The 24,830-nt window shown below is 73.4% G+C and carries 10 protein-coding genes; 2 read left to right on the forward strand and 8 right to left on the reverse strand.

Annotated elements, in window-relative coordinates:
• The gene (locus NQZ70_RS14855) at positions 1–2,349 is read left to right on the forward strand and encodes a PKD domain-containing protein (protein ID WP_129574795.1); all 2,349 of its coding nucleotides are present in this window, start codon (positions 1–3) and stop codon (positions 2,347–2,349) included.
• Positions 2,346–3,758, forward strand: coding sequence for a cytochrome c (locus NQZ70_RS14860; protein ID WP_129574796.1), 1,413 nt, complete (start codon positions 2,346–2,348; stop codon positions 3,756–3,758). The genes NQZ70_RS14855 and NQZ70_RS14860 overlap by 4 nt, the downstream gene beginning before the upstream one ends.
• Before the next feature lie 28 nt (positions 3,759–3,786).
• On the opposite strand, the gene NQZ70_RS14865 is transcribed toward NQZ70_RS14860, so the two are convergent.
• The 8 genes from NQZ70_RS14865 to sbnA form a co-directional block, all read right to left on the reverse strand.
• The gene (locus tag NQZ70_RS14865; protein ID WP_129574797.1) at positions 3,787–4,425 is read right to left on the reverse strand and encodes a glutathione S-transferase family protein; all 639 of its coding nucleotides are present in this window, start codon (positions 4,423–4,425) and stop codon (positions 3,787–3,789) included.
• Positions 4,426–4,475: 50 nt separating this feature from the next.
• Positions 4,476–6,116, reverse strand: a complete 1,641-nt coding sequence (locus NQZ70_RS14870; protein WP_129574798.1) for a cyclic peptide export ABC transporter — start codon at positions 6,114–6,116, stop codon at positions 4,476–4,478.
• Positions 6,113–8,503 (reverse strand): carbamoyltransferase HypF, encoded by a 2,391-nt coding sequence (gene hypF / locus NQZ70_RS14875; protein ID WP_129574799.1) that lies wholly within the window; start codon positions 8,501–8,503, stop codon positions 6,113–6,115. Before hypF ends, NQZ70_RS14870 begins: the two co-directional genes overlap by 4 nt.
• On the reverse strand, positions 8,475–9,503 hold the full coding sequence (gene hypE / locus NQZ70_RS14880; protein ID WP_129574800.1) for a hydrogenase expression/formation protein HypE: 1,029 nt from the start codon (positions 9,501–9,503) through the stop codon (positions 8,475–8,477). Before hypE ends, hypF begins: the two co-directional genes overlap by 29 nt.
• A 98-nt stretch (positions 9,504–9,601) precedes the next feature.
• Positions 9,602–10,192, reverse strand: coding sequence for a cysteine hydrolase family protein (locus NQZ70_RS14885; protein ID WP_020734848.1), 591 nt, complete (start codon positions 10,190–10,192; stop codon positions 9,602–9,604).
• A 105-nt stretch (positions 10,193–10,297) separates the two neighbouring features.
• Positions 10,298–22,780 (reverse strand): amino acid adenylation domain-containing protein, encoded by a 12,483-nt coding sequence (locus NQZ70_RS14890; RefSeq protein WP_129574801.1) that lies wholly within the window; start codon positions 22,778–22,780, stop codon positions 10,298–10,300.
• Positions 22,781–22,826: 46 nt separating this feature from the next.
• A complete protein-coding gene (gene sbnB, locus NQZ70_RS14895; RefSeq protein WP_207217858.1) occupies positions 22,827–23,816 on the reverse strand; it encodes a 2,3-diaminopropionate biosynthesis protein SbnB in 990 nt (329 codons plus the stop codon).
• A 15-nt stretch (positions 23,817–23,831) separates the two neighbouring features.
• Positions 23,832–24,797, reverse strand: coding sequence for a 2,3-diaminopropionate biosynthesis protein SbnA (gene sbnA / locus NQZ70_RS14900; RefSeq protein WP_237245313.1), 966 nt, complete (start codon positions 24,795–24,797; stop codon positions 23,832–23,834).
• Between the last annotated feature and the right edge of the window lie 33 nt (positions 24,798–24,830).

Raw genomic sequence — 24,830 nt, forward strand, 5'->3', positions numbered from 1 at the left:
ATGCGCTCGCTCCCGAAGCTCCTCGGCCTGCTCGGAGGCATCTGCTCGGTCGCGGCCTGGCCGGCCGAGGCGCTGGCCATCACGGCCAGCGTCGCCGAGCGCGCGCCCTCGCTCGCCGGCGAGGCCGTCACCTTCGATCTGACGATCGCCGACGCGGTCGGCCCAGTGCAGGTGCGCTGGGACATGGGAGACGAGACGCGCACCGAGTTCACGGTCGACGACGTGCAGCAGGTGCACACCTACGCCGCTCCCGGCCATTATCCGGTGCTGGCGACGGTCAAAGACGATGTCGGGTTCACCAGCGTCTCGTTCGTGCACACGGCGCACCGGCCGCTCGTCCCGGGCAGCGCGGCAGGCTCGACCGATCTCGTCTACGACCCGCCGAGCGGGAAGGTCTACACGGCCAATTACGAGAACGACAGCGTGAGCGTGCTCGACGCGAGCGCGCTGACCAAGCTCGCGGAGGTGCCGGTGGCGCGCGGCCCGGTCGGGCTCGCGCTCACCGCGCAAGGCAAGCTGTGGGTGCTGCACCGGGACGCGCACGCGGTCTCCATCATCGACACCGCGTCGCTCTCGGTGGAGCGCGAGATCACGCTGCCGTACGCGTCGCAGCCGATGGGCCTCGCGATGAGCCCGATCGGGGACGCCGCGTACGTGACGCTGATGGCGGTCGGCAAGGTGCTGAAGCTGGACGTGGCGAGCGGCGCCGTCGTGGCCGAGCTCGCGCTCGGCGGCACGCCGCGGGGCGTCTCGGTGTCGCACGACGGCTCGCAGATCTACGTCACGCGCTTCATCTCCGAGGACAGCCACGGCGAGGTGGCGCGCATCGACGCGGCGACCTTCCAGGTGAGCACGCGCTTCGCGCTCGCGGCGGACACCACGACGGAGGACACGGATCAACAAGGGCGCGGCCTGCCGAACTACCTGTTCTCGGTGGGGCTCTCGCCCGACGGCGCGTTCGCGTGGGTGCCGGGCAAGAAGGACAACATCTTTCGTGGTCCTTTTCGCGATCAGCTCGATCTCACCGACGACAACACGGTGCGGCCGCTCGTGGCGCTGCTGAACCTCGCGGAGGGCGTCGAGGACGTGGCGCGGCGCATCGATCTGGACGATCGCAACCTGCCCAACCAGGTCGTGTTCACGCCGCTCGGCGACTATGCGTTCGTCAGCGTGGCCGGCTCGGCCCTGGTGGAGGTCCGCGACGCCTACACGGGCGAGTTCGTGACCGCGCTGAAAGAGACGGGCTTCGCTCCGCGGGGCCTGGCGCTGACCGAGACCGACAAGCTGTTCGTGCACGCGTCGCTCAGCCGCACGGTGACGGTCTACGACGTCGCCGATATCGTCAGCTCGCACGACCTCATCACCAAGAAGCTGGCCGAGATCCCGACCGTCGCCGCGGAGAAGCTCGACCCGCAGGTCTTGCGCGGCAAGCAGCTGTTCTTCAACTCGGCCGACATTCGCATGAGCGATCAGGGCTACATCAGCTGCGCGTCGTGTCACTTCGACGGCGCGGAGGACGGGCGAGTCTGGGACTTCGGCAGCGCGGGGGAGGGGCTTCGCAACACCGTCTCGCTGCTGGGGCGGCGCGGCTCGGGCCACGGCAACGTGAACTGGAGCGGCAGCTTCGACGAGATCCAGGACTCGGACGACAACATCCGCCACCTGTTCGGCGGAAAGGGCTTCCTGACCGCCGAGCAGCTCGCCGTGGGGACCGTCGGTACGCCGCGCGGGGACAAGAAGGCCGGCCTGAGCCCCGAGCTCGACGCGCTGGCGGCGTTCCTCGGCTCGCTCGACACGTACCGCCCGAGCCCCTTTCGCAACCCCGACGGCTCGCTCACCGAGGACGGCGTCGCGGGGCGCGCCATCTTCAAGCGCCTGGGCTGCGACTTCTGCCACACGGGTCCCGACGGGACCGACAGCGCGCGCGGCAAGCTGCACGACGTGGGCACCGTGAAGCCGTCTTCCGGGATGCGCGCGGGTGAGCCGCTGCTCGGCATCGACACGCCGACGCTGAACGGCGTGTGGGAGTCGGCGCCGTACTTGCACGACGGCTCCGCGCCGACGCTGCGCGACGTCCTCGTCACGGCCAACCCCGAGGATCGCCACGCCTTCATCAGCGGGCTCAGCGAAGCCGAGCTCGGGCAGCTCATCGCCTACGTGCTGCAGCTGGACGGCACCGTCGACGCGGGGCCGAGCGAGGACCCGCCGGCGCCGAGCGAGGCCGGCGGCTTCTTGGGCCTGGGCTGCAGCGCGACGGGCGGGCCTTCCGATGGCCGCGCGCCGCTCCTGGCCTTCGCGCTCGCGGCCGGTTTGATGACGTTCGGCGCCCGCCGCAGGAGGCCGTCATGAAGCACCTTCCGAGCCTGTGCCTGGCTTCGCTGCTGCTGACCGCGTGTGTCGTCGGCGACATCGGCGAGGAGCTCGCCACGGACCAGGCGACGATCGACTGGGACACGCTGCCGCCCGTGAGCGCCCCCGACCCGGAGCTGTGGATGCTGCCCACGCGCGAGGCGCAGTACCGCGCGTTCTGCGCCACGCCGCGCGGCGACAGCTTCTTCCGGGCGGTGTGCGCCACGCCGCGGCCGAACATCACCGACTTCGCCAGCTTGCTCAGGGTCGCGAAGCTCGACGAAAATCGCGCCTTCGCGCTCACCGGCAACTCCACCTCGCTCGTGAAGAGGGCCGTCTCGGCCGTCAATCCGCGCATCATCATCTTTCCGCGCGTGTCCGAGATGCGCGAGAAGCCGGCTGAAATGACCGCGATCGGCTTCGTCCGCGGCGAGCCCTTCGTCGAGATCGCGAGCCGCGATGTTTCGACCGGCGACTACAACTTCTACCTGTTCACGTTCGAGCGGCAGTGTGACTACGACGGCGGCTGCGATCTCGCGAGCCTGCTCACCGAAGAGGTAGAGCACGGCTGGACCGCGTTCAGCGTTTACAGCGAGGAGGACGTCGAGAATACGTCGTTCGACTGTCGCTCGTGCCACCAGCCCGACGGCCACGGCACGAAGAAGATCTTGCGCATGCAGGAGCTGGAGTTCCCCTGGATGCACTGGTTCCCGCAGCGCTTCGTGCAGCGCACGGAGTCCGATCGGGTGCTCACGGCGCAGTTCGTGGAAGCCCACGCGCACGACGCGCAGTACGGTGGCATCCCCATCGCGACCATCCAGAATGCCATCGACGAGGGCAGCGGCGCGCACCTCGAGGCGTTGCTCGTCGCCGAGGGGCAGTCGGCGCAGCCGAACGCGTTCGACCCGCGCATCGAGGCCGAGATCAAGGCCGGCTCGTCGAGCCCGACCTGGGAGAAGCAGTTCGCCGTGTCGCTGGCGGGCGATTCGATCTCGGTGCCTTACCCGCTCGTGGACGTGACGGATCCCGCGCTCCGCGCGGAGCGGACCCGGTCTTACCTCGACGTTGTGACGGGCGCGGCCCCGCGACAATCCCTGCTCGACGCGCGCGACCTCTTCTCCGCAGACGCGAAGGTGAAGCTGGGCCTGGTGCCGCCGCCGGGGGCGAGCGGGCGCGCCGTGCTCACGCAGCTCTGCTCGCGCTGCCACGATGGTCGCGTGAACCCGGCGCTGAGCCGCGCCAACTTCAACGTGAAGAACCTGGACGGCATGTCGCGGGAGACGAAGGACGCGGCCATCCTTCGTTTGCAGGAGCCCGCGACCTCGCCGCTGCGCATGCCGCCCTGGCGCGCCGCCGACGATCTGCCCCCCGCGGAGCTCGCCGCGGCCATCGAAGAGCTCCGCAAGTAGCGCTGTCCACTCGTCGGCCGGCGAGACGCTACCCCGTCAGCGACTCCGCCTGCGCGGCGGCCACCCACTCCGCGAGCCCCGGGTGCCGCCACATCGTCTCGGCGTACTCCGCCGCGGCGCCCGTGAGCGGGACCGCGTACGTGCGGAACCGCGTGACCACCGGCGCGAACATGGCGTCGGCGATCGTGAAATGCCCGAACAGATATTCACCCTTGTCGCGGTGCGCCCCCCGGCACTCGTTCCAGATCGACGTCACGCGGCTGATGTCGGCGTCCGCCGCCGCGTCGTGCGCGATCGGGGCGATCTCCCGGCGCAGGTCCATGGACATGGCGCTGCGCAGCGCCACGAACCCGGAGTGCATCTCGCTCGACACCGACCGGGCCAGCGCGCGCGCCGCGCGATCGGCCGGCCAGAGCCGCGCCTCGGGGAAGAGCTCGGCGACGTACTCGCAGATCGCGAGGGAGTCCCAGAGGACGAGATCGCCGTGCCGCAGCGCCGGGACGCGCCCCGACGGCGAGCGCCGGAGGAGCGCCTCGCGCGAGCCCGGCTGGTAAAGCGCGATGACCTCCTCCGAGAACGGTGCGCCCGTGTGCTTCAGCGCGAGCCAGGCGCGGAGCGACCATGTCGAGTACGTCTTCGTACCAAGATACAGGACCAGCGGTTCCATGACACCTCCCGTCGGCTCGCCGCCCCGCGACGAACACGGCGGGTTTTATCTCATGCGCTGGCGCGCGTCTCGTCCGAACGCGCCGCCGGCGCCTCGCCCACGAGCTGGCCGAAGTCCATCTTGATCACGCGATCCGCCAGCCCGAAATACTTCTCATCGTGGCTGATGACGATGATCGTCTTGCCGCTCGACCGGAGCTCCGCGAGGATCTGGCGGTAAAAGACGTCCTTGAACACCGGATCCTGGTCCGCCGCCCACTCGTCGAACAGGTAGACCGGCCGGTCCTCGAGGTACGCCGTGAGCAGCGCGAGGCGCTTTCTCTGCCCCTGCGACAGCGATGTCGTCGAGAGCGCGCCCCCCTCGACAGACACCTTGTGATCGAGCTGCAGGCGAGAGAGATACCCCCGCGCGCGCCGGGTGAGCTCCGGAGAGTCGAGCCCGATCAGGCGCTCGAACAGGTAGAAATCGAAGAACACCACCGAGAAGAGCTGCCGGTAGGCCTGCCGGTTCTCGTCCGTGATCGCCTCGCCGTCGAGCCGGATCTCGCCCGCCTCGGGCGTGTACAGGCCGGTGATCAGCTTCGCCAGGGTCGTCTTGCCGCTGCCATTGCCGCCGACGAGGAAGATCAGCTCGCCGCGCCGCACGGTGAGGTGGATGGGGCCGAGCGTGAAGGTGTCGTCCTTGCCCTCGGACCGGTAGGCGTGGGTGACCCCGGCGAGCTCCAGCCGCTTCCACTTCTCGGGGAGCGGGGCCGGCGCCTCGGCCTCGCCCGCGTCGACCGCGAGGCCCGCGCCGAGATCCTCGACCTTCTGCACGGCGATGCCCGCGCGGCTCAGCGCCGGGAGCGAGCCGATGAGGACCTGCATCGGCGTCATCAGGTAGAGGAGGATGATCGCATATCCGACGAGCGTCTCCGCGCTCGCCACCTGGAAGAGCGGCAGGACGAAGAGCGTCACGCCGACGATGGCGAACACCATCCCCTGGCCCCACCCGTTCGCGGCGGTGAGCGCGACCATGCCGCGCAGGTTGCTCGCATGGACCGCCCCCGCCTCCTCGTCGAGCGACGTCGCGAGGAACGCCTCGCGGCGCCGCGCGTGGAGCTTCAGCTCCTTCACGCCGCGCGTGAGCGCGCGGAACGTCTTCATCAGCTCGTCGGTCGCCTCGCGCGCGCGGCGGAAGTGGCGCGTCGCCCGGCTCATCGGGAGCTGGTACCCGACGACGCCGAGGACGATGAGCGCGATCACCGAGGCCAGCATCATCGGCGACAGCCACCCCATGTAGAGGAGGCCGCCGACGACGACGACCAGGTTGATGCAGATGATCGGGATGTGCTGCAGCGCCGCGGTGATCACCGGGACGTCGTCCGTGAGCACCGTGAGCACCCGCGGCGGGCCGATCTCCTCGAGCTGGCGGAGCGGGGCGCCGAGGATCTTGCGGCAGATCTTCACCCGGAGGTCGAAGAGCGCCCCCTGGCTGAGGCGCGTGAGCAGGATCTCCGAGTGGTACCGGGCGAACGGGAGCAAGAGGCACACGGCGGCGAAGCCCCACATCACCGCGCCGCGCTCGCCCTGGAGCGCCCGGTTGATCAGCACGAGCAGCGCCGTGTTGCAGGCGCCGCAGAGCACCCCCGCGATGACCGCGAGGACGAGGATCCGCCGGGAGTAGCCGGCGATGAAGGCGACGAGCTTCATGGACGATCGGGGGTGGCGGGGCGCTCTCCCCGCGCCGGCGCGGCGTCGCGCGCGCGGGCGGCCGCGACGAGGATCTGCCCGAGCGAGATGCCGCCGTCGTTCGGCGGGACCAGCCGGTGGCAGTGCGGCGCGAGCCCCTCCCGCGAAAGGCGGCGGAGCGCGTTGATCACGACGAACTCGTTCATGAAGACCCCGCCGCTCATGACCACGCGGCGCACGTCGTACCGTGCGGCCAAGCGCAGGCACACGTTAGCGATCACATCCACAACCGTCGAGTGGAACCGGCGGCTGAGGTGCGCAGGCGTGGCGCCCGGCTCCTCGATCGCGCGCAAAAGATCCCGTACGAGCGGCCGGTAGTCGACCACGAGCCGGCCGTCCCGCTCCTCGATCCCGTACTCGAGCGGGGGCGCGGTCCCGAAGTCCCGCTCGAGCAGCGCCTCCAGCTCGATGGCGGCCTGCGCCTCGTACTCGACCTCGTGGCAGACGCGGAGCAGCGACGAGACGCCGTCGAACAGCCGGCCCATGCTCGTCGTTGCGGTCGCGTTCAGCCGCCGCTGCGCCATCTTCACGAAGACGTCGCGGCGCTCCTCGGCGATGTCCGCGAGCGCGGGGACGCGGAGCCCGCCGAGCTCGTCCCCGAACGTCTCCACGAGCAGCGAGATGGCGACGCGGATGGGCTCCTTGACCGCCTTGTCGCCGCCGAGGAGATACATCGGCCGGAGGTGCCCGGCGCGCACGAAATCGCGGTAGTCGCCGACCAGGAACTCGCCGCCCCAGATCGTGTTGTCGAGGCCGTAGCCCGACCCGTCGAAGATGACGCCGATCACCCGCTCGTTCAGCCCGTTCTCCGCCATGCACGCCGCCATGTGGGCGTGGTGGTGCTGCACCGACGCGACCTGCATGCCGCTCCGGTCCTTCGCCGCCCGGGTGGAGCGGAACGCCGGGTGCATGTCGCAGGCGACCGTGTCCGCCTGCACGGACAGGAGCCGCTGGACGTGCGACGAGCAGTCGACGTGGGCGCCGAACGTCGAGTCGTTCTTCAGATCGCCGATATGCTGACTGATGAAGACCTGGTTGTCCTTGCCGACGGCGACCGTGGTCTTGAGCTCGCCGCCGAGGGCGACGACGGCGCCGACGCCCTGGGACAGGTGGATCGGGTACGGGGCGTAGCCGCGCGAGCGCCGGATGAAGGAGAGCAGCGGGCCGTCGAGGCCCTCCGCCTCGGTGAGCCGGACGACCGAGTCGTCGACGCGGGTGCGGATGTCGCGGTCGTGCAGGACGAAGTAGTCCGCGATGTCGCGCAGCTGCGCGAGCGCCGTGTCGTTGTCGAACGCGATCGGGTGCCCGGACAGGTTGCCGCTCGTCATGACGAGGACGTCGAGCGCCGGGTCCTCGAGCAGGAGGTAGTGCAGCGGCGTCGAGGGGAGCATGACGCCGAAGCTCGGGTTCCTGGGGGCGACCGCGTCGGGGAGGGAGCCGGGCCGCCGGCGCAGGAGCACGATCGGGCGCTGCCGGCTCTCGAGCAGCGCCCGCTCGGGCGGGCTGAGCACGACATAGCGGCTCGCCGCCTCGGCGTCGGCCACCATGATCGCGAACGGCTTGGCGTCGCGGCGCTTGCGCCGGCGCAGCTCCCGCACGGCCGCCTCGTTGCGCGCGTCCGCGACGAGGTGGAACCCGCCGAGGCTCTTGACCGCGAAGAGCGCGCCCTCGCGCAGCCGGGCGATCGTGAAGCGGACCGGATCCTCGGCGGCGATCGGGGCGCCGAGCCGATCGGTGAGCGTGAGCCGGGGGCCGCACGCGGGGCACGCGTTCGGCTGGGCGTGGTAGCGCCGATCCTCGATGTCCTCGTACTCCCGGGCGCAGGCGGGGCACATCGGGAAGCTGCGCATCGTGGTCTGCGACCGGTCGTACGGCATGTCGCAGATGATCGAGTAGCGCGGCCCGCAGTGGGTGCAGTTGATGAACGGGTAGCGATACCGGCGGTCCGCGGGGTCGCGCAGCTCCCGCAGGCAGTCGGCGCAGACGTCCGAGTCGGGCGGGATGAGCGTGTCCGTGTAGCGCAGATCGACGCTGCCGCGGATCTGGAAGTCGTCGTACCGCGGGGCGGGCTCGGCCAGCGCCTCCTCGCGGACGGCCGTGATCCGCGCGAGCGGCGGCGGCGACTCGACGAGGGCGCGCAGGAACGCCTGGATCTCCGCGTCTTGGGCCTGCAGCTCGAGCTGCACGCCCTGAGAGTCGTTGAGGACCCAGCCGCGCGCGCCGACGGCGCGCGCGAGCCGGTGCACGAACGGCCGGAAGCCGACGCCCTGGACGATGCCCGAGACCCGGAAGCGGCGGGTCACGAGCGCCGGCTGCGGCTCAGCAGAGTCGCGGGAGTTCGGCTCCATAGAGCTCCTCGAGCAGGGTTTGGGTCCCATCGGGCTCGATCATGGAGACGGCCGGCGCCGGGGCGCTCTTGACCTCTCCGATGACCGCCGCGTTGCGGCCGTACGGGTGCGCGCGGAGGATCCCGAGCACGTCACCCGCCTTGTCCGCCTCCACGAAGAGGCAGAGGCACCCCTCGTTGGCGAGGTGGATGAGGTTGATGCCGAGCATGTCCGCGGCCATGACGGCCTCCGGCAGCACGGGCAGCGCCGCGCGCGCGAACGAGAGCTCCGCGCCCGAGGCGCGGGCGAACTCGTGCAGGACGGCGCACAGGCCGCCGCGGGTCACGTCGCGGATCGCCGTGACGGCGCCCTGGGGCACGCCCCGGAGGACGGCGTCGATGAGCCCGTTCAGCGGCGCGCAGTCGCTCTGCACCCGCTTCTCGAAGCCGAGCCCCTCGCGCACCGAGAGCAGGTGGATCGAGTGGTTGCCGAGCTGCCCGCTCACGATGATCTTGTTGCCGGGCCGCACGGCGCGGCTCACGAGCGGCGGGCGCTCGAAGACGCCGACGCCGGTCGTGTTCATGAAGAGCCGGTCGGCCTCGCCCTTGCCGACGACCTTCGTGTCGCCGGCGACGATCTTCACGCCGGCCTCCCTCGCCGCGTCGCGCGCCGACGCGAGGGCGCGGATCAGCGAGGCGATCGGGAAGCCGGTCTCGATGATGAGGCCCAGGGTCAGGTAGAGCGGCCTCGCGCCGCTGACCGCGAGATCGTTGACCGTGCCGCAGACGGCGACCTTGCCGATATCGCCGTTGCCGAAGAACAGCGGCGTGACCACGAACGAGTCCGTGGTCATGGCGATCCGGCCCGCGGGCACGTCGAGGATCGCGCTGTCCTCCATCGCGCCGATGTACGTGTCGCCGAGCGTCGCGGCGATCCGCTCGACGAGCTCCCGGCTCAGGCGTGCGCCGGTCCCGTGGTCGAGGACGACCTCTTCGTTCTCTCTCGCGTGTTCTTTCGTCATGTGAGGCTCCAGCGTTGATTCCGCAGGTGTGCGGTGGGGGTGCGTAAACGTGCGTAAAAGAGACGAGGCCGCCCGCCCCTCGGCCCCGTCGCGCGCCGTCAGCCGAGCAGCTCTTCCCGGCTCGGCAGGTCGTCGCTCTGGCGCAGGCGCTTGATGATCTCCGCGCCGGGCGCGATCGCGGCGCAGTACGACGCCATCCACTCGAGGGAGCGCTTCTTGTCCTCCTCCTTGAGCGAGAACACGCAGTCCTCCGGGACCCACACCTTGTACCCGCGGAAGAACGCGTCCGCCGCCGTGGTCTGCACGCAGATCTGGGTCTGGATGCCCGTGACGAGCACCGTCTTGACGCCGAGCTCCTTCAGCTTGTCGTCGAGGGGCGTCTCGTAGAAGCCGCTGTCGCGGCCCTTGACCATCACGAGGTCGGACGGATGGACGAAGTCCTTGATCAGCTCGGCGTTCGGCGTCCCCTTGATCGCGGGGATCTCCTTGCCGCGGAAGCGCCGCTGGATCTGCGGATCGTTCGGATCGTTGATGAGCTGGAGGTGGACGACGACGTGCCCCAGGGCGCGGATGGCGCCGAGGAACATGTTGAATTGCGGCGCCACCCGGGAGAGGAGCTCGCGACCTCCAGGCATCTTGTCGATGAACTCGTACTGAAGGTCGTTGGTGAGCACGGCGATGTTGGGCATGATGGTCCTCTTCGATTCGGTTGATGGATTCGAGACGAGTCGGTCAAAGGCCCTTGCCGGCGACGGGCGCGGCAGGGCGGTGAAGCGCGGCGGCGCGAGCGCCGATCACCCGGGCGGCCGGGCGGCGCCCTCGCTGGTCGCGCCGGCGTCGGCCTCGAGCAGCGCCGCCCGGAGGCGCTCGGCGAGCGCGCCGACGTGCGGCTTGCGGAGCAGCGTGTAGTGGTCGCCGGCCGCGACGTGGCCCCTCAGGCCGGGGGCCCACCTGGACCAGGCGGGCCGCGGGTCGCGGCGCGGCGAGGCCTCGGCGCGGAAGAGCTCCACCCGGGCCGACACCCCGCCGGGGGCGTAGCGCGCGAGCAGCGCCGCGTTCCGCTGGAAGACGTCGAGCAGCGCCTCGAGCTCGGCGAGCGTGGTGCCGCGGGGCAGGGCGCCGAGCTCCTGCGCGCGCTCGAGCAGCCACGCGGCGTGGGGCGCGCCGCCGCCCAGCTCGGCGAGCGCCGCGGCGGCCGACGCGCCCGAGATCCCCGCGAGATCCGCGGCGAATTGAGCGATCGGCGGGAGCTCGTCGCCGGGCTCGTCGAACGGCGGCAGGTACGCGTCGAGGAGGACGACGGCGGCCACGCGGCGCCCGCCGCGCTCGAGGACGCGGGCCATCTCGAAGGCCACGACGCCGCCCATCGACCAGCCGCCGAGGAGGTACGGCCCCTCGGGCTGGACGCGGCGGAGCTCCTCGCAGTACGCCTCGGCCATCTCGCCGACGCTGCCGAGCGGCCGCGGGGGGGTCTCCAGCCCGTACGACTGGATGCCGTAGAAGGGGCGATCGTCCCCGAGCGCGGCCGCGAGGTCGGCGTAGCAGAGGACGTTGCCGCCCACGGGGTGCACGAAGAAGAGCGGCGGGCGCGCGCCCCGCGTGTGGAGCGGGACCACGACCGAGGCGCGGCCCCGCGGGGCGCCGCCCCCGTCGCGCAGGAGCGCCGCGAGGCCCTCGACCGTCGGCGCGCGGAACAGGCTGGTGAGCGGCAGATCGCGGCCGAAGCGGCCGCGGATCTCGGTCATGAGCCGCACGGCGAGCAGCGAGTGCCCGCCGAGCGAGAAGAAGTCGTCGGTCACGCCGACGCCGGGCGCGCCGAGGAGCTCCTCGAACAGCGCGCAGAGCTCGAGCTCGAGCCGGGTCCGCGGCGGGACGCGCGCGCCCTCCGCGAGCGCCGCGAGCGCCGCGGGCGCGGACGCGGCGAGCGCGCGGCGATCGATCTTGCCGCTCGGCGTCTGCGGCCACCGCTCTACCGGCACGAGCGCCGGCGGGACCATGTAGTCGGGCAGCCGAGCGGCGAGGTACCGGCGCAGCGCGTCGGCGTCGGCGCGCCCGCCGCGCGGGATGAAGAAGCCCGCGAGCCGCACGTCGCCGGGCGCGTGCTCCCGGGTGACCACCGCCGCCTCGGCCACGTCCGGGTGGGACGCGAGCACGGCCTCGATCTCGCCGAGCTCGATCCGGAAGCCGCGGATCTTGACCTGCTCGTCGAGCCGGCCGAGGAAGTCGATCTCGCCGTTCGGCAGCCACCGCACGAGGTCGCCCGTGCGGTAGAGCCGCGCGCCCCCGGCCTCGGGGAACGCCGCGCGCACGAAGCGGGCGGCGGTCAGGTCGTCGCGGTTCAGGTAGCCGCGCGCGAGGCCGACGCCGCCGATGTGGAGCTCGCCGGGGATGCCGACGGGCGCCGGCTGGCCGCGGCCGTCGAGCACGTAGACCTGCGTGTTCGGCAGCGGGCGGCCGATCGTGGGCCGCGCGACGTCGGCGGTGTACTCGGCCGACGTCGCGAGCACCGTGGCCTCGGTGGGGCCGTAGCCGTTGAGGAACCGCCGGCCCCGCGCCCACCGCCGCGGCAGCTCCACCGGGCACACCTCGCCCGCCACGCACAGGACGCGCAGGTCGGGGAGCGTGTCGAAGCCGACCGCCATGAGCGCCGAGGGCGTCAGCATCGCGATCTGGATGCGCTCCTGCCGCAGGAGATCGATGAGCCCGGGCCCGGGCATGAGCGCCTCGGCGCGCGCGAGGCAGACGACGCCGCCGGCGGAGAGCGGGACGAAGATCTCCATCACGGAGACGTCGAAGCTGAGCCGGGTGAACTGGAGGACGCGCGTCCCCGGCTCGACGCCGAGCTGCTTGCGCTGCGCCTCGGCGAAGGCGGAGAGCGAGCGGTGCTCGATGAGGACGCCCTTGGGGCGCCCCGTCGAGCCGGAGGTGTAGATGACGTAGGCGAGGTCCTCGGGGAGCGCGCCGGCGTCGGGATCGTCGGCCCGCTCGTGCGGGAAGGCGGGCTCGCTCTCGCCGAGCCGCACGACCGGCGGGAGCGCCGCGGGCAGCGCCTCGAGGAGCTCCGGCTGGGCGATGAGCAGCGCGGGGCGCGCGTCCTCGATCATGAGGGCGAGCCGGTCGCGCGGGTAGGTCGGGTCGAGCGGCACGTACGCGCCGCCGGCCTTCAGCACCGCGAGGAGCGCCACGATCATGTTGGGCGAGCGCGGCATGCACACGCCGACCAGCGCGCCGCGCCGGACGCCGCGGGCGCGGAGGTGGTGCGCGAGCTGGTTGGCCCGGCGGTTCAGCTCGCCGTAGCTCACCGGCGCGCCCTCGAAGAGGAGCGCCGTCCGCTCGGGGGCCGCGCTGGCCTGCGCCTCGAACAGGCGGTGCGCGCACGCGGCCTGAGGGGCGGGCTGCGCCGAGCCGCCGTCGCTGAACGTTCGCACGACGAGATCGCGCTCCTCGCGCCCGAGCAGCGGCAGGTCGCTGACGCGCAGCTCGGGGTGCGCGGCGCTCGCCGCGAGCAGGGTCTCGAGGTGGCCTCGCCAGCGCTCGATCGTGGACCGGTCGAACAGCTCGGCGCTGAACTCGATCCCGCCGGAGATGTCCTTTTCGCCCTCCTCCAGCGCGAGCAGGAGGTCGAACTTCGCGGTCGCGGTGTCGACCTCGAACGGCGAGGCCTCGAGCCCTCCGAGCGCCCGCGGCCGCTCCGGCGCGCCCTGGAACGCGAAGGCGGCCTGGAAGAGCGGCGTGCGGCCGAGGTCGCGCTTCACCTGGAGCGCGTCCACCACCTGCTCGAACGGGACGTCCTGGTGCTCCTGGGCCTCGAGCGTCACCTGCCGGACCCGCCGCACGAGCTCGGCGAAGGTGGGGTCGTCGTCGACGCGCACGCGCAGGACGAGCATGTTCACGAAGAAGCCGATGAGCGGCTCCATCTCGACCTGCGTGCGGCCGCCGGTCGGCGAGCCGACGGCCACGCCGGCGCGGCCCGTGTACCGGTGCAGGAGGGCGACGTAGCCGGCGAGGAGCACCATGAACATGGTCGCCCCCTCGCGCCGGCCGAGCGCGCGGAGCGCCTCGACGAGCGGCGCGGGCAGGCGCACGGGGACGGTGTCGCCGCGGTGGGAGAGGGCGCCGCCGCGCGGCCGGTCGGTGGGCAGCTCCAGCGGCTCGAGGTCGGCCAGCGCGCGCTTCCAGTACTCGAGCTGGCCGCGCCACGCGTCGGCCTGGGCGCGCTGCCAGATCGCGACGTCGGCGTACTGCATGGGGAGCGGCGGCAGATCCGGCGCGCGGCCCGCGCGCGCCGCCTCGTAGAAGGCGGACAGGTCGCGGAACAGGACGGGGATCGAGCCGCCGTCGCAGGCGATGTGGTGCGCGGTGACGAGGAGGACGTGCTCCTCGTCGGCGAGGCGGATCAGCGCCGCGCGGATCGGCGGGCCCGAGGCGAGATCGAACGGCCGGCGCGCCTCCTCCTCCGCCGCGCGCCGCGCGGCCCGATCGCGATCCTGCCGGGGGACGCGGGACAGGTCGACGTGCTGCAGCTCGATCCGCGCCTCGGGGAGCACGACCTGGAGCGGCTGGCCGCCGCGCACCTCGAACCGGGTGCGCAGCACCTCGTGCCGCGCGACGAGCTGCTCGAGGCTCCGCTCGAGCGCGGCGCGATCGAGCGGGCCGCGGAGTAGGACCCCGATCGGCATGTTGTAGACCGCCGTGCCCGGCTGGAGCTCCTCGACGAACCAGAGGCGCTGCTGGGCGTGGGAGAGCGGCGCGTCCGCGCCCCGGTGCGCCGGGCAGAGCGGCCGGGGCGCGGCGCGGCGCCCGTCCTGCTTCGCCCGATCGACGCGCTCGGCGAGGGCGGCGATCGTCGGCGCGTCGAAGGCGGCGCGCAGCGGGAGGTCGACGCCGAACAGGCGCCGCGCGCGCGCGACGACCTGGACGGCGAGGAGCGAGTGGCCGCCGAGCGCGAAGAAATCGTCGGTCGTCCCGATGCCGTCTCTGCCGAGGACCTCGCTCCACACGCCGGCGAGGGCCTGCTCGGTCGGCGTCGCCGGCGCGCGCTGCGCCGGGGCCGCGGGGCCGGGCCGGCTGGGCGCCGGGAGCGCCTTGCGGTCGACCTTGCCGTTGGCGTTGAGCGGCCAGGCGTCGAGCTCGACGAAGGCGGACGGGACGAACGGCTCCGGGAGCCGCTCGGCGACGAACGCCCGCAGCGCCTCCGCGTCGATCGGCCGCCGGGCGAGGACGTAGGCGACGAGCCAGCGGCCGGAGGGGCCGTCGTCCCGCGCGAGCACGAGCGCCTCGCGGACGTCCGGGTGCGCGGCGAGCGCAGCCTCGGTCTCCGCCGGCTCGATGCGGAAGCCGCGGATCTTCACCTGGTGATCCAGACGGCCGAGGTACTCGAGCTCGCCGCTCGCGAGCCAGCGCGCGCGGTCGCCGGTGCGGTACATGCGCGCGCCGCGGGCCTCGTCGAGCGGGCAGGGGACGAACCGCTCGGCCGTGAGCTCGTCGCGCCCGAGGTAGCCGCGCGCGACGCCGGCGCCGGCGATGTAGATCTCCCCGGCGACGCCGACGGGCACCGGCTGCCTCCGAGCGTCGAGCACGTAGACCTGGGTGTGGTCGATCGGCCGGCCGATCGTCGGGCGCGCCTCGGCGGTCACGGTCGCGCCGGTCGAGTACGTGGTGGTCTCGCTGGGTCCGTAGAGGTTGAGGAGCCGCTCGACGTGCGGCAGCGCGAGCACGTCGCGCGCGAGCGAGGCGCGGAGCGGCTCGCCGGCGAGGCACACGGTCCGCACGGACGCGGGGATGCCGGAGGCCGCGAGGAGCGCCGCCGCCGCGGACGGCACCGTGTTGAGGAGCGTGACCTCGCGGCCGTGCTGGAGCGCGGGCAGCTCGAGCGCGCTGTCGGCGAGGACGACCTTGCCGCCCCAGCAGAGCGGCACGATGAGCTCGAAGACCGAGAGGTCGAAGCACGTGGACGTGGACGCGAGCACGCCGGCGAGCTCCTCGTCCGAGAACGCCCGCCGCGCCCACCACGCGAGCGCGACGGCTTGGCGGTGCTCGATCACGACGGCCTTGGGCCGGCCGGTCGAGCCGGAGGTGTAGATGAGGTACGCCGCCTGCTCCGGCCGCCCGGCGTCGATCAGGGCGCCGGCCTCGTCCCCTGCGCCGGCGGCGATCTTGTCGAGCAGCAGGACCTCGGACGACCCCGCCGGCACGAGCCCCGAGAGCGCGCGCTCGGTCACGAGCAGGTGCGCCGCCGCGTCCTCCAGGATGACCGCGAGCCGCTGGCGCGGGTAACCCGGGTCGAGCGGCACGTGGACGCCGCCGGCCTTGAAGATGGCCCAGAGGGCCACGACCATGTCGAGCGTCCGCCGCACGCACAGGCCCACGCGGACCTCGGGCCGCACGCCGAGCGCGCGCAGGCGGCGCGCGAGCGCGTCGGCGCGGCGGCGGAGCTCGCCGTACGTGAGCTCGCCGTCGTCGGAGACCACGGCCACGGCGTCGGGCGACCGCTCGGCCTGCGCGTCGAAGAGCTCGTGCAGGCACGCGGCGGGCGGCGGCGGCGCGCTCGTGGCGTTCCACGAGACGAGCACCTCGTTCCGCTCGGCCGGCGTGAGGAGCGGGAGCTCGCCAACGCGCGCCGACGGCGCCTCGGCGGTGGCGCGCAGGATCGTCTCGTAGTGCCCCGCGAGCCGCGCGACGGTCGCGGGGTCGAACAGGTCGAGATCGAACTCGAGGGCGCCCTCGATGACGTCGCCGGACTCGGTGAGGAAGAGCGTCAGGTCGAACCGCGCCTGCTCGACGTCGAGCTCGACCGGCGACACCTCGACGCCCGGCAGCGCGAGCGCGGGCGGGGGGACGTTCTGCAGCGCGAACATCACCTGGAACAGCGGGTTCCGGCTGAGATCCCGCTCGACGGCGAGCGCGTCGACGACGATCTCGAAGGGGAGATCCTGGTGGGCGTACGCCTCGAGCGCGTCCGCCTTCACGCGGCGGACGAGCTCCTCGAAGCTCGGGTCGCCGTCGAGCCGCGCGCGCAGGACGAGCGTGTTGACGAACAGCCCGATGAGCGGCTCGAGCTCGGTCCGCCCGCGGCCCGCCACCGGCGTGCCGACGCAGAAGTCCTCCTGGCCGCTGTAGCGGTGGAGCAGCGCCTCGAAGGCGGCGAGGAGCGTCATGAACAGCGTGGCCCCGAGCTCCTGGCTCCGGCGCCGGAGCGCGGCGGTGAGGTCGCGCGGCAGCTCGAACCTGTGCGTGCGTCCGCGGGACGAGCGCGCGGCGGGGCGGGGGCGGTCGGTGGGCAACTCCAGCGGCGGCGCGCCGTCGAGCCGGCGGCGCCAGACCTCCCGCTCGGCCTCCAGCACGTCCTGGGTGAGCTCCTGCCGCTGCCAGGCGGCGTAGTCGGCGTACTGGATCGGCAGCGGGCGGAGCCGCGGCTCCTCCTTGCGCGCGAACGCCTCGTAGGCCGCGGTGAGCTCGTCCGCGAGCACGCCGAGCGACCACCCGTCCGAGGCGATGTGGTGGAGCGTGACGAGCAGCACGTGGTCGTCGGGCGCGAGCCGGAAGAGCGACGCGCGCAGGAGCGGCCCCTGCGAGAGATCGAACGGCCGCGCGGCCTCCTCCGACGCGCGGCGCCGCGCGGACGCCTCCCGCTCGGGCGCGGGGAGCCCCGAGAGGTCGACGAGGGGGAGGGGCCACGCCTCCGGCGCGCCGTGGAAGCGCTGGACCGGGCGGCCGTCGACGGCGTGCAGCGCGGCGCGCAGGACCTCGTGCCGCCGGACCACCTCCGCGATCGCGCGGCCGAGCGCCTGGGGGTCGAGCGCGCCGCGCAGGCGGAGCGCCGCGGGCATGTTGTACGTGGCGCTCGCCGGCTCGAGCTGATCGAGGAACCAGAGCCGCTGCTGCGCGAACGAGAGCGGCGCCTCGCCCTCGCGCGGCGCCGGCGAGAGCGGCCGGGGCGCAGGGCGCGCGCCCCCCCGGGCCTGCCGCTCGACGAGCGCGGCGAGCCGGGCGACGGTCGGCGCCTCGAAGATCCACCGGACGGCGACGTCGACGCCGAGCACGTCGCGCAGGCGGGCCGCCGCGCGGGTGGCCGAGAGCGAGTGCCCGCCGATCGCGAAGAAGTCGTCGTGCGCGCCGACGCGCTCGACCCCGAGGACGGCGCGCCACACCTCGGCGATCGCCTGCTCGAGGCCGGTGCGCGGCGCCGTCCGCGCCGCGAGCTCCCCCGCGGCGCCCCACGCGGGTGCGGGCAGCGCCTTGCGGTCGACCTTGCCGTTCGCGCTCAGCGGGAGCGCGTCGAGCGGGACGATCGCCGCCGGGATCATGTACGCCGGCAGGCGCGACGAGAGCTGCTCCTTGAGGGCGCCGGGCTCGAAGGACGGGGCCTCCGGGACCACGTACGCGACGAGCCGCGGATCGCCCGGCGCGTCCTCGCGGGCGACAACGACGACATCGCGGACCCCCGCGCACCGCGCGATCGCCGCCTCGATCTCGCCGAGCTCGATGCGGAAGCCGCGGAGCTTGATCTGGTGGTCGATCCGCCCGAGGAACACGAGCTCGCCGCCCGGCAGGCGCCGCACCAGGTCGCCGGTCCGGTACAGGCGCGCGCCCGCGCCGGGCGCGAACGGATCCGGCAGGAACGCCGCCGCGGTGCGCTCGGGGTCGTGGAGGTAGCCCCGGCCGACGCCGTCGCCGCCGACGTACAGCTCGCCGGCGACGCCGAGCGGCACGGGCCGCCGCCGCCGATCGAGCACGTAGAGCTGCGTGTTCTGGATCGGGCGGCCGATCGGCACGTACGCCGCGTCCTCGGGCGGGGGCTCGACGAGGACGTGCTGGGCGACGTCGTCCGAGCACTCGGTCGGGCCGTAGGCGTTCATCAGCGGGATCCGCGGGTAGAGCGCGAGCCACCGCCGCGCGAGATCGGGCGGGAGCGCCTCGCCGGTGAGGACGAGCCACCGCAGGCCGTCGAGGCGCGGCCGGAAGCTCGGGCGCGACTCCAGCTCGTCGAGCGCCCCGCGCAGGAGCGACGGCACGATCTCCAGGACGGTGATGCCGAGGTCGCCCACCGCCTCGAGGAGCCGCGCCGGGTCGGTCGCGATCTCGTCCGGCACCAGCTGGCACGTCCCGCCCGCGAGCAGGGCGCAGAGCAGCTGCCACACCGAGATGTCGAAGCTGACCGGCGCGGTCTGCGCGACGACGTCCGACGGCCCGAGCCCGAGGGAGCGCACCTTCGCGAAGAGGTGGTTCAGCATCCCCCGGTGCTCGACCATCGCCCCCTTGGGCGCGCCGGTCGATCCCGACGTGAAGATGACGTAGGCGAGGTGCTCCGGCCGCGCGCGGGCAGGCGCGGCGCCGGGCGCGGCCGCGCCTTCGGCGAGCAGCTCGCCCGCCGAGAGCGCCTCCGGCGCGGCGGCGCACGCGGCGACGATCTCGTCGCGCAGCGCGAGCGGGATCGCGTCGCCCACGAGGAGGGGAGGGCCGCCCGCGCGCGTGAGGATGTCGGCGTTGCGCCGCACCGGGTGCGCCGGGTCGAGCGGCACGTACGCGCCCGCCGCCTTGAAGGCCCCGAGCGCGAGCACCATGAAATCGAGGTCGCGCCGCGTCAGCAGGGCGACCAGGCGATCCGGGCCGACGCCGCGCGCCGTGAGCGCGCGCGCGACCTGATCGGAGAGGCGGTCGAGCTCCGCGTAGGAGAGCCGGAGGTCGCCGCAGGCGGCGGCGATCCGGTCGGGCGTCCGCGCGGCCTGCTGCCGGAAGAGGTCGTGGAAGCAGACGCCTTCCGGGACGGGCGCCGCGGTGTCGTTGCAGCCCGCGATCAGGGCGCGCTCCTCGTCCGGCGGGAGCAGCGCGAGCTCGTCGACCGGCCGGTCCGGATCCTCGGCGGCGGAGCGGAGGAGCACCGCCAGGTGGCCGGCCATTCGCTCGACCTCGTCGCGCGCGAAGCGGTCCTCGCGGTACTCGAGCGCGGCCGCGAGCTCGCCGCCCTGGCGGGCCACGCTGAGCCCCAGGTCGAACTTCGCGGTGCCCTCCACGGCCCCGTCCGGGGACCAGAGCACGGGCCGCCACAGCGCCCCCTCGGCGCCCGCGGGCGGCTCCGAGACGCTCTCCAGCACGAAGCTCGCCTGGACCAGCGCGTCCCGCTCGCCCGGGCGCCCGGCGCCGGCGGCGCGCGCGACCTCGTCGAACGGCAGCTCGGCGTGCTCCATCGCCTCGGCCATGGTCCGGCGCACGCGGCGGACGAGCTCGCGGTACGTCGGCCTGCCGGAGAGATCGACGCGCAGGACGACCGTGTTCGCGAAGAAGCCGACGATCTCCTGGTGCTCCGGGCGGCTCCGGTTGGCGACGACGACGCCGATCCCGAGGTCCTCCTGCCCGGTCGTGCGGTGGAGCAGCGCCGCGTACACGGCGGCGAGGGCGACGAAGAGCGTCGCGTTCTCCGCCCGCGCGGCGGCGAGCGCCGCCTCGACGTGCGGCGCGGGCAGCGAGAACCGCACCGTCCCGCCGGCGAAGGGCGACGCCGCCGGGCGCCGCCGCTCGGCGCCGAGGTCGAGCCGCGGCAGCCCCTCGAGTTGCGCCTTCCAGTACGCCCGCTCCGCGTCCATGCGCGCGAGCGCGGCCCGCTGCGCGCGCGCATAGCCGTCGTACCCGGGGGCCGGCCCCAGCGCCGCTCCGGCGCGGCCGGCCGCGCGCGCCGCGTAGGCCGCCGCGAGGTCGCGCACGAGCACCTCGATCGATCGGCCGTCGGTCACGAGGTGGTGCTGCGCGAAGAGGAGGACGTGGTGGCGCTCGCCGAGCGAGACCAGGCACACGCGGAGCAGCGGCCCCTCGTCGAGCGCGAACGGCCGCTGCCCCCATTCGGCGGCCAGCGCGCGCAGGCGCTCCTCGCGCTCCTCGGCCTCCGCCGCCTCGACGCGCGCGCGGGCGAGGGGGACCGCCGCCTCCGGGAGCACGATCTGCCGCGGCTCCCCGGCGATCTCGCGGAACACCGTGCGCAGCGCCGGGTGCCGGCGGACCACGGCCGCGAGGCTCTCCTCGAGCTTCGCCTCGTCGAGCGCGCCGACGATCCGCGCGCCGAACACCACGTGATAGATCGGGCTCTCCGGCGCGAATTTGCAGAAGAACCAGAGGCGGAGCTGGTGGGACGAGAGCTCGACCGGCTCCCCCGCCGCCGTGGGCGGCGCGGCGGGCGCCTCCGCCCGCGCCGGCGCCTCGAGCGCCCCCGCGAGCGCCCCCGCGAGATCCTCGACCGTGGCCGCCTGCCAGAGCAGCTGCGCCGGCACCGGGACGCCGAGCAGCTCCTCGAAGCGCGCCTGCAGCTCGATGCTCGCCAGCGAGTCGAGCCCGAGCGCCATGAGCTTCGAGGTCGGGGCGATGCTCCCGGCGTCCACCCGCGCGAGCCGGGCGAGCTCCTCGCGCGCCGCCTCGACGAGCAGGGCCGCCCTCCCCGCGGCGGGCACTGCGCGCAGCGCGAGCCGCAGCATCCGCGCCGGATCGGCCGCCGGCCGCGCCGGCTCCGCCGCCGCGCCGGCCGGCGCCGCCGGGGACAGCGACGCGACGAGCGCCTCGAGCGTCCCGTCGCGGAACCCCTGGGCGCACGCGTGCCGCTGGATCTTGCCGCTCGACGTCTTCGGGATCGTGCGCGGCCGGAGCAGCAGCACCGCGTGCGGCTGCACGTCGTGCTCCCTGGCGACCGCGGACCGCACCGCCTCCACCGCGTCGGGCGGCGGCTCGCCCCCGCCCCGCGCGTCGATCTCGGCCGCGATCCCGAGCCGCTCCTCGCCGCCGACCTCGATCGAGAACGCCGCGCAGCAGCCGGGTCGAACGCGCGGGTGCGCGGCCTCCACCGTGCGCTCGATGTCGTCGGGGTACAGGTTCCGCCCGCGGATGACGATGAGGTCCTTGATGCGCCCGGTGACGAACAGCTCTCCGCCCGAGAGGAAGCCGAGATCCCCGGTGCGCAGGTACGGCGTCGCGCCGTCGCCCGCGAGGCGCGCGCCGAACGTGCGCGCCGTCTCCTCGGCGCGGCCCCAGTACCCGCCGGCGACGCTCGGGCCGGCGACCCAGATCTCGCCGATCTGCCCGTCCGCGAGGCGCTCGCCGCCCTCCGGCGACACGACGGCCACGCGCGCCCGGGGCGCCCCCGACGACACGAGCCGCCGCGCGCCCGCGCCCGCCGACGCCGGGTCCACCTCGAGCGAGACCCCGCGCGCGAGCGCGCCGGCGTCGACGCTCACGCACGCGGGCGGCGCGGCGCGGAGGCCCCCCGAGACGAACAGCGTCGCCTCGGCGAGCCCGTAGCACGGGTAGAACGCCTCCCGGCGGAAGCCGCAGGGGGCGAACGTGGCCGCGAACCGGTCCAGGGTCTCGGCGCGGACCGGCTCCGCGCCGTTGAACGCCACCGTCCAGGAGCGGAGGTCGAGCGCCGCCAGATCCTCGGGCGTCGCCTTACGCGCGCAGAGGTCGTAGGCGAAGTTCGGCCCGCCGCTCGTCGTGGCGCGGAAGCGCGAGATCGCCTTGAGCCACCGCATCGGCCGCTCCAGGAACGCGAGCGGCGACATCAGCGTGCACGGGAAGCCGACGAAGATCGGCTGCAGCACCTTGCCGATCAGCCCCATGTCGTGGAAGAGCGGCAGCCACCCGACGCCCGACGAGCCCGCGTCGTGCTCGAAGCCGGCGAGGATGGCGCGCTCGTTGGCCATCACGTTCGCGTGGCTCACCATCACGCCCTTGGGGTGCCCGGTGGAGCCGGACGTGTACTGGAGAAATGCGAGCGTCTCCCCGGAGATCGCCGGCGGCCGCCACGCCGAGGCCGCGCCGGGCTCGAGCGCGTCGGTGGCGATCCAGCGGAGCTGTCCGAGCTCCGGCGCCTGCTGCCCGAGGGCCTCCGCCATGGAGGCGATCATCGCGGTCGAGAGGACGAACCTCGCGCCCGCGTCGCGGGCGATGGCGCGGAGCCGCGGCAGGGTGCGATCCATCTGCGCGGGGTTCGGCGGGTACGTGGGGACGGCGATGACGCCGGCGTAGACGCAGCCCATGAACGCCGCGATGAAATCGAGCCCCGGCGCATAGAGGAGCAGCGCGCGCTCTCCGGCGCCCCCGGCGGCCTGGAGCGACGCCGCGATGCCCATCGCGCGGACGTGGAGATCGCGGTACGTCCACTCCTCGGAGCCGCCGTCCACGTCTCCGGTCGTCAGGAACCGGAAGACCAGGGCATCGCCCTGGGCCTCGGCGCGCAGCCGAAGGAGATCAACCAGGGTCGCGCAGCGATCCAGATCACCCAGCAAAACACCGCTCATCGAAAAGCTCCCGCGCTCTCTCGCCCTCTGCGAAGCCCGCCCGGCGTCAGCGCGTCATGTCGAAGAAGTCGTCGATCCACGTCACGTCGCCCGCGGCCTCGGCGCGCGCGTAGGCCCACCGCGCCACCGCGAGATCGAGGATCCCCATCCCGAACGGCGAGAACACGATCGGCCTCGTCCGCGGCGCCGCGCACCGCCCGAGGAGCACCTCGGCGATCGTCCCCGTGACGAAGTCGCGCCGGCCGGACTCCTGCTCTGCGAGGTGGAGCGAGGTGCCGGCGCTCAGCACGTGCTCGACGCTGTCGACCACGTTGAACGAGGAGAGGACGATGCTCGGCGACAGGTCGCGCAGCGACAGGTGCAGCACGACCGGGTTGTGGGAGAACCAGCCCCCGTCGTGGACGTGCGGCGTCGCCGCCGAGGTCGTGAAGACGAGGAGATCGCTCCGCCGCACCACGGTCTCCAGGTCCTTCGCGACGCGGATCTCGCGGCGATCTTCCGGGTCGAAGGCGGTCGCGCGGAACCGCTCGGGCTCGGCGGGGTTCGTGTCGAACAGGAGCACCTCGGGGATCTCCCAGCCGAGGCGCGACAGGAACGAGACCACGTACCGGGCGATGAGCCCCGTCCCGACGATGCCGAGCGCGCGCGCGCGCCGCCCCCCGGACAGCGCCGCCGCCGCGGAGACCGCGGACGCCGCGGTGCGCGCCGCCGAGATGATCGAGCCCTCGAGGCACGCGAACGGATACCCGTTGTCCGCGCGGTTCAGGACGATCACCGCCGACGCCCGGGGGATGCCCTGCCGGATGTTCGCCGGATAGCTGGCGATCCACTTGATCCCCGACACGGGCTCTCCGCCGCCGAGGTGGGCCGGGAGCGCGATGATCCGCGCGTCCGGCCGGTCGGGGAAGCGAAGGAAATAGCTGTTCGGACAGACCACCTCACCGCGGTGGCCGGCGAGGTACGCGCCCTCGACCGCCTCGACGCACTCCTCGGGGCTCTCCTCGATGAGGCGACGGATGACATTGCCAGAGACCACACCAAAGCGCATCGATCATCCCTCGGCGTATCGCGACGCCCACGCAGGGTTGTAGACGGTGTCGAGATAAGGCACGCCGCGGTCCGCGCAGAGGAACAGGACCCTCGGCCTCGTGAGGCCGGTCGCCCGGCCGAAATAGCGCTGGATCGCCGCGTAGACCGTCCCCGTCGAGCCGCCGACGAGCAGCCGGTGGCGGTCGAGGATCGTCCGGCACGCGTCGATCGACTCCACCTCTGGGACGATCACGACGTCGTCGATCAGCGCCTCTCGCAGGAGGTCGGGCACGACCCCCGCGCCGATCCCCGGGATACGGCGCGGCCGCGGCGGGCCGCCGAAGATCACCGACCCTTCCGCGTCCACCGCGACGATCTTCACCCCGCGGAAGTGCTCCTTCAGCCGCCGCGACAGCCCGGCGATCGTCCCCGCCGAGCTCACGGCGACGAACACGAAATCGAGCTCCGTGAACGCCTCGCAGATCTCCCGGCCCGTCGTGTGGAAATGGGCCATCATCCCGTCGGGGTTCTTGTACTGGTTGGGCCAGTACGCCCGCGGGAGCGAGGCGCAGAGCGACTGCACGCGGGCGAGCCTCGTCTTGAGGAACCCCCCCGTGTCGTCCCGCTCCTCGACCTTCTCGACCCGCGCGCAGAGCGAGCGGAGCACGTGCTCGTTCACCGCGGAGATGTGGGGATCGATCACGGGGATGTAGTCGAGCCCGAGGAGCTGCGCGTACGCGGCGAGCGCGATGGCGAAGTTGCCGGACGACGACTCCACCACCGTCGTCCGCGGGTCGATCTCGCCGCGATCGATCGCCGACTTCAGGATCCAGAGCGCGGGGCGATCCTTGATGCTCCCGACCGCGTTGCAGTACTCGAGCTTGACGAAGAGCTCGAGGCGCTCGTGGTCGAGCCGCACGACCGGCGTCTCGCGGAGCATGCTGACGAGCGTGGCGGCCCGCGTCAGGAGTTGTTCTTGATGAAGCATGCAGGCTTTACCACCCTCGGGGCGCTGGACAGG

The sequence above is a fragment of the Sorangium sp. So ce836 genome (assembly GCF_028553905.1).
Taxonomy (GTDB): domain Bacteria; phylum Myxococcota_A; class Polyangia; order Polyangiales; family Polyangiaceae; genus Sorangium; species Sorangium cellulosum_D.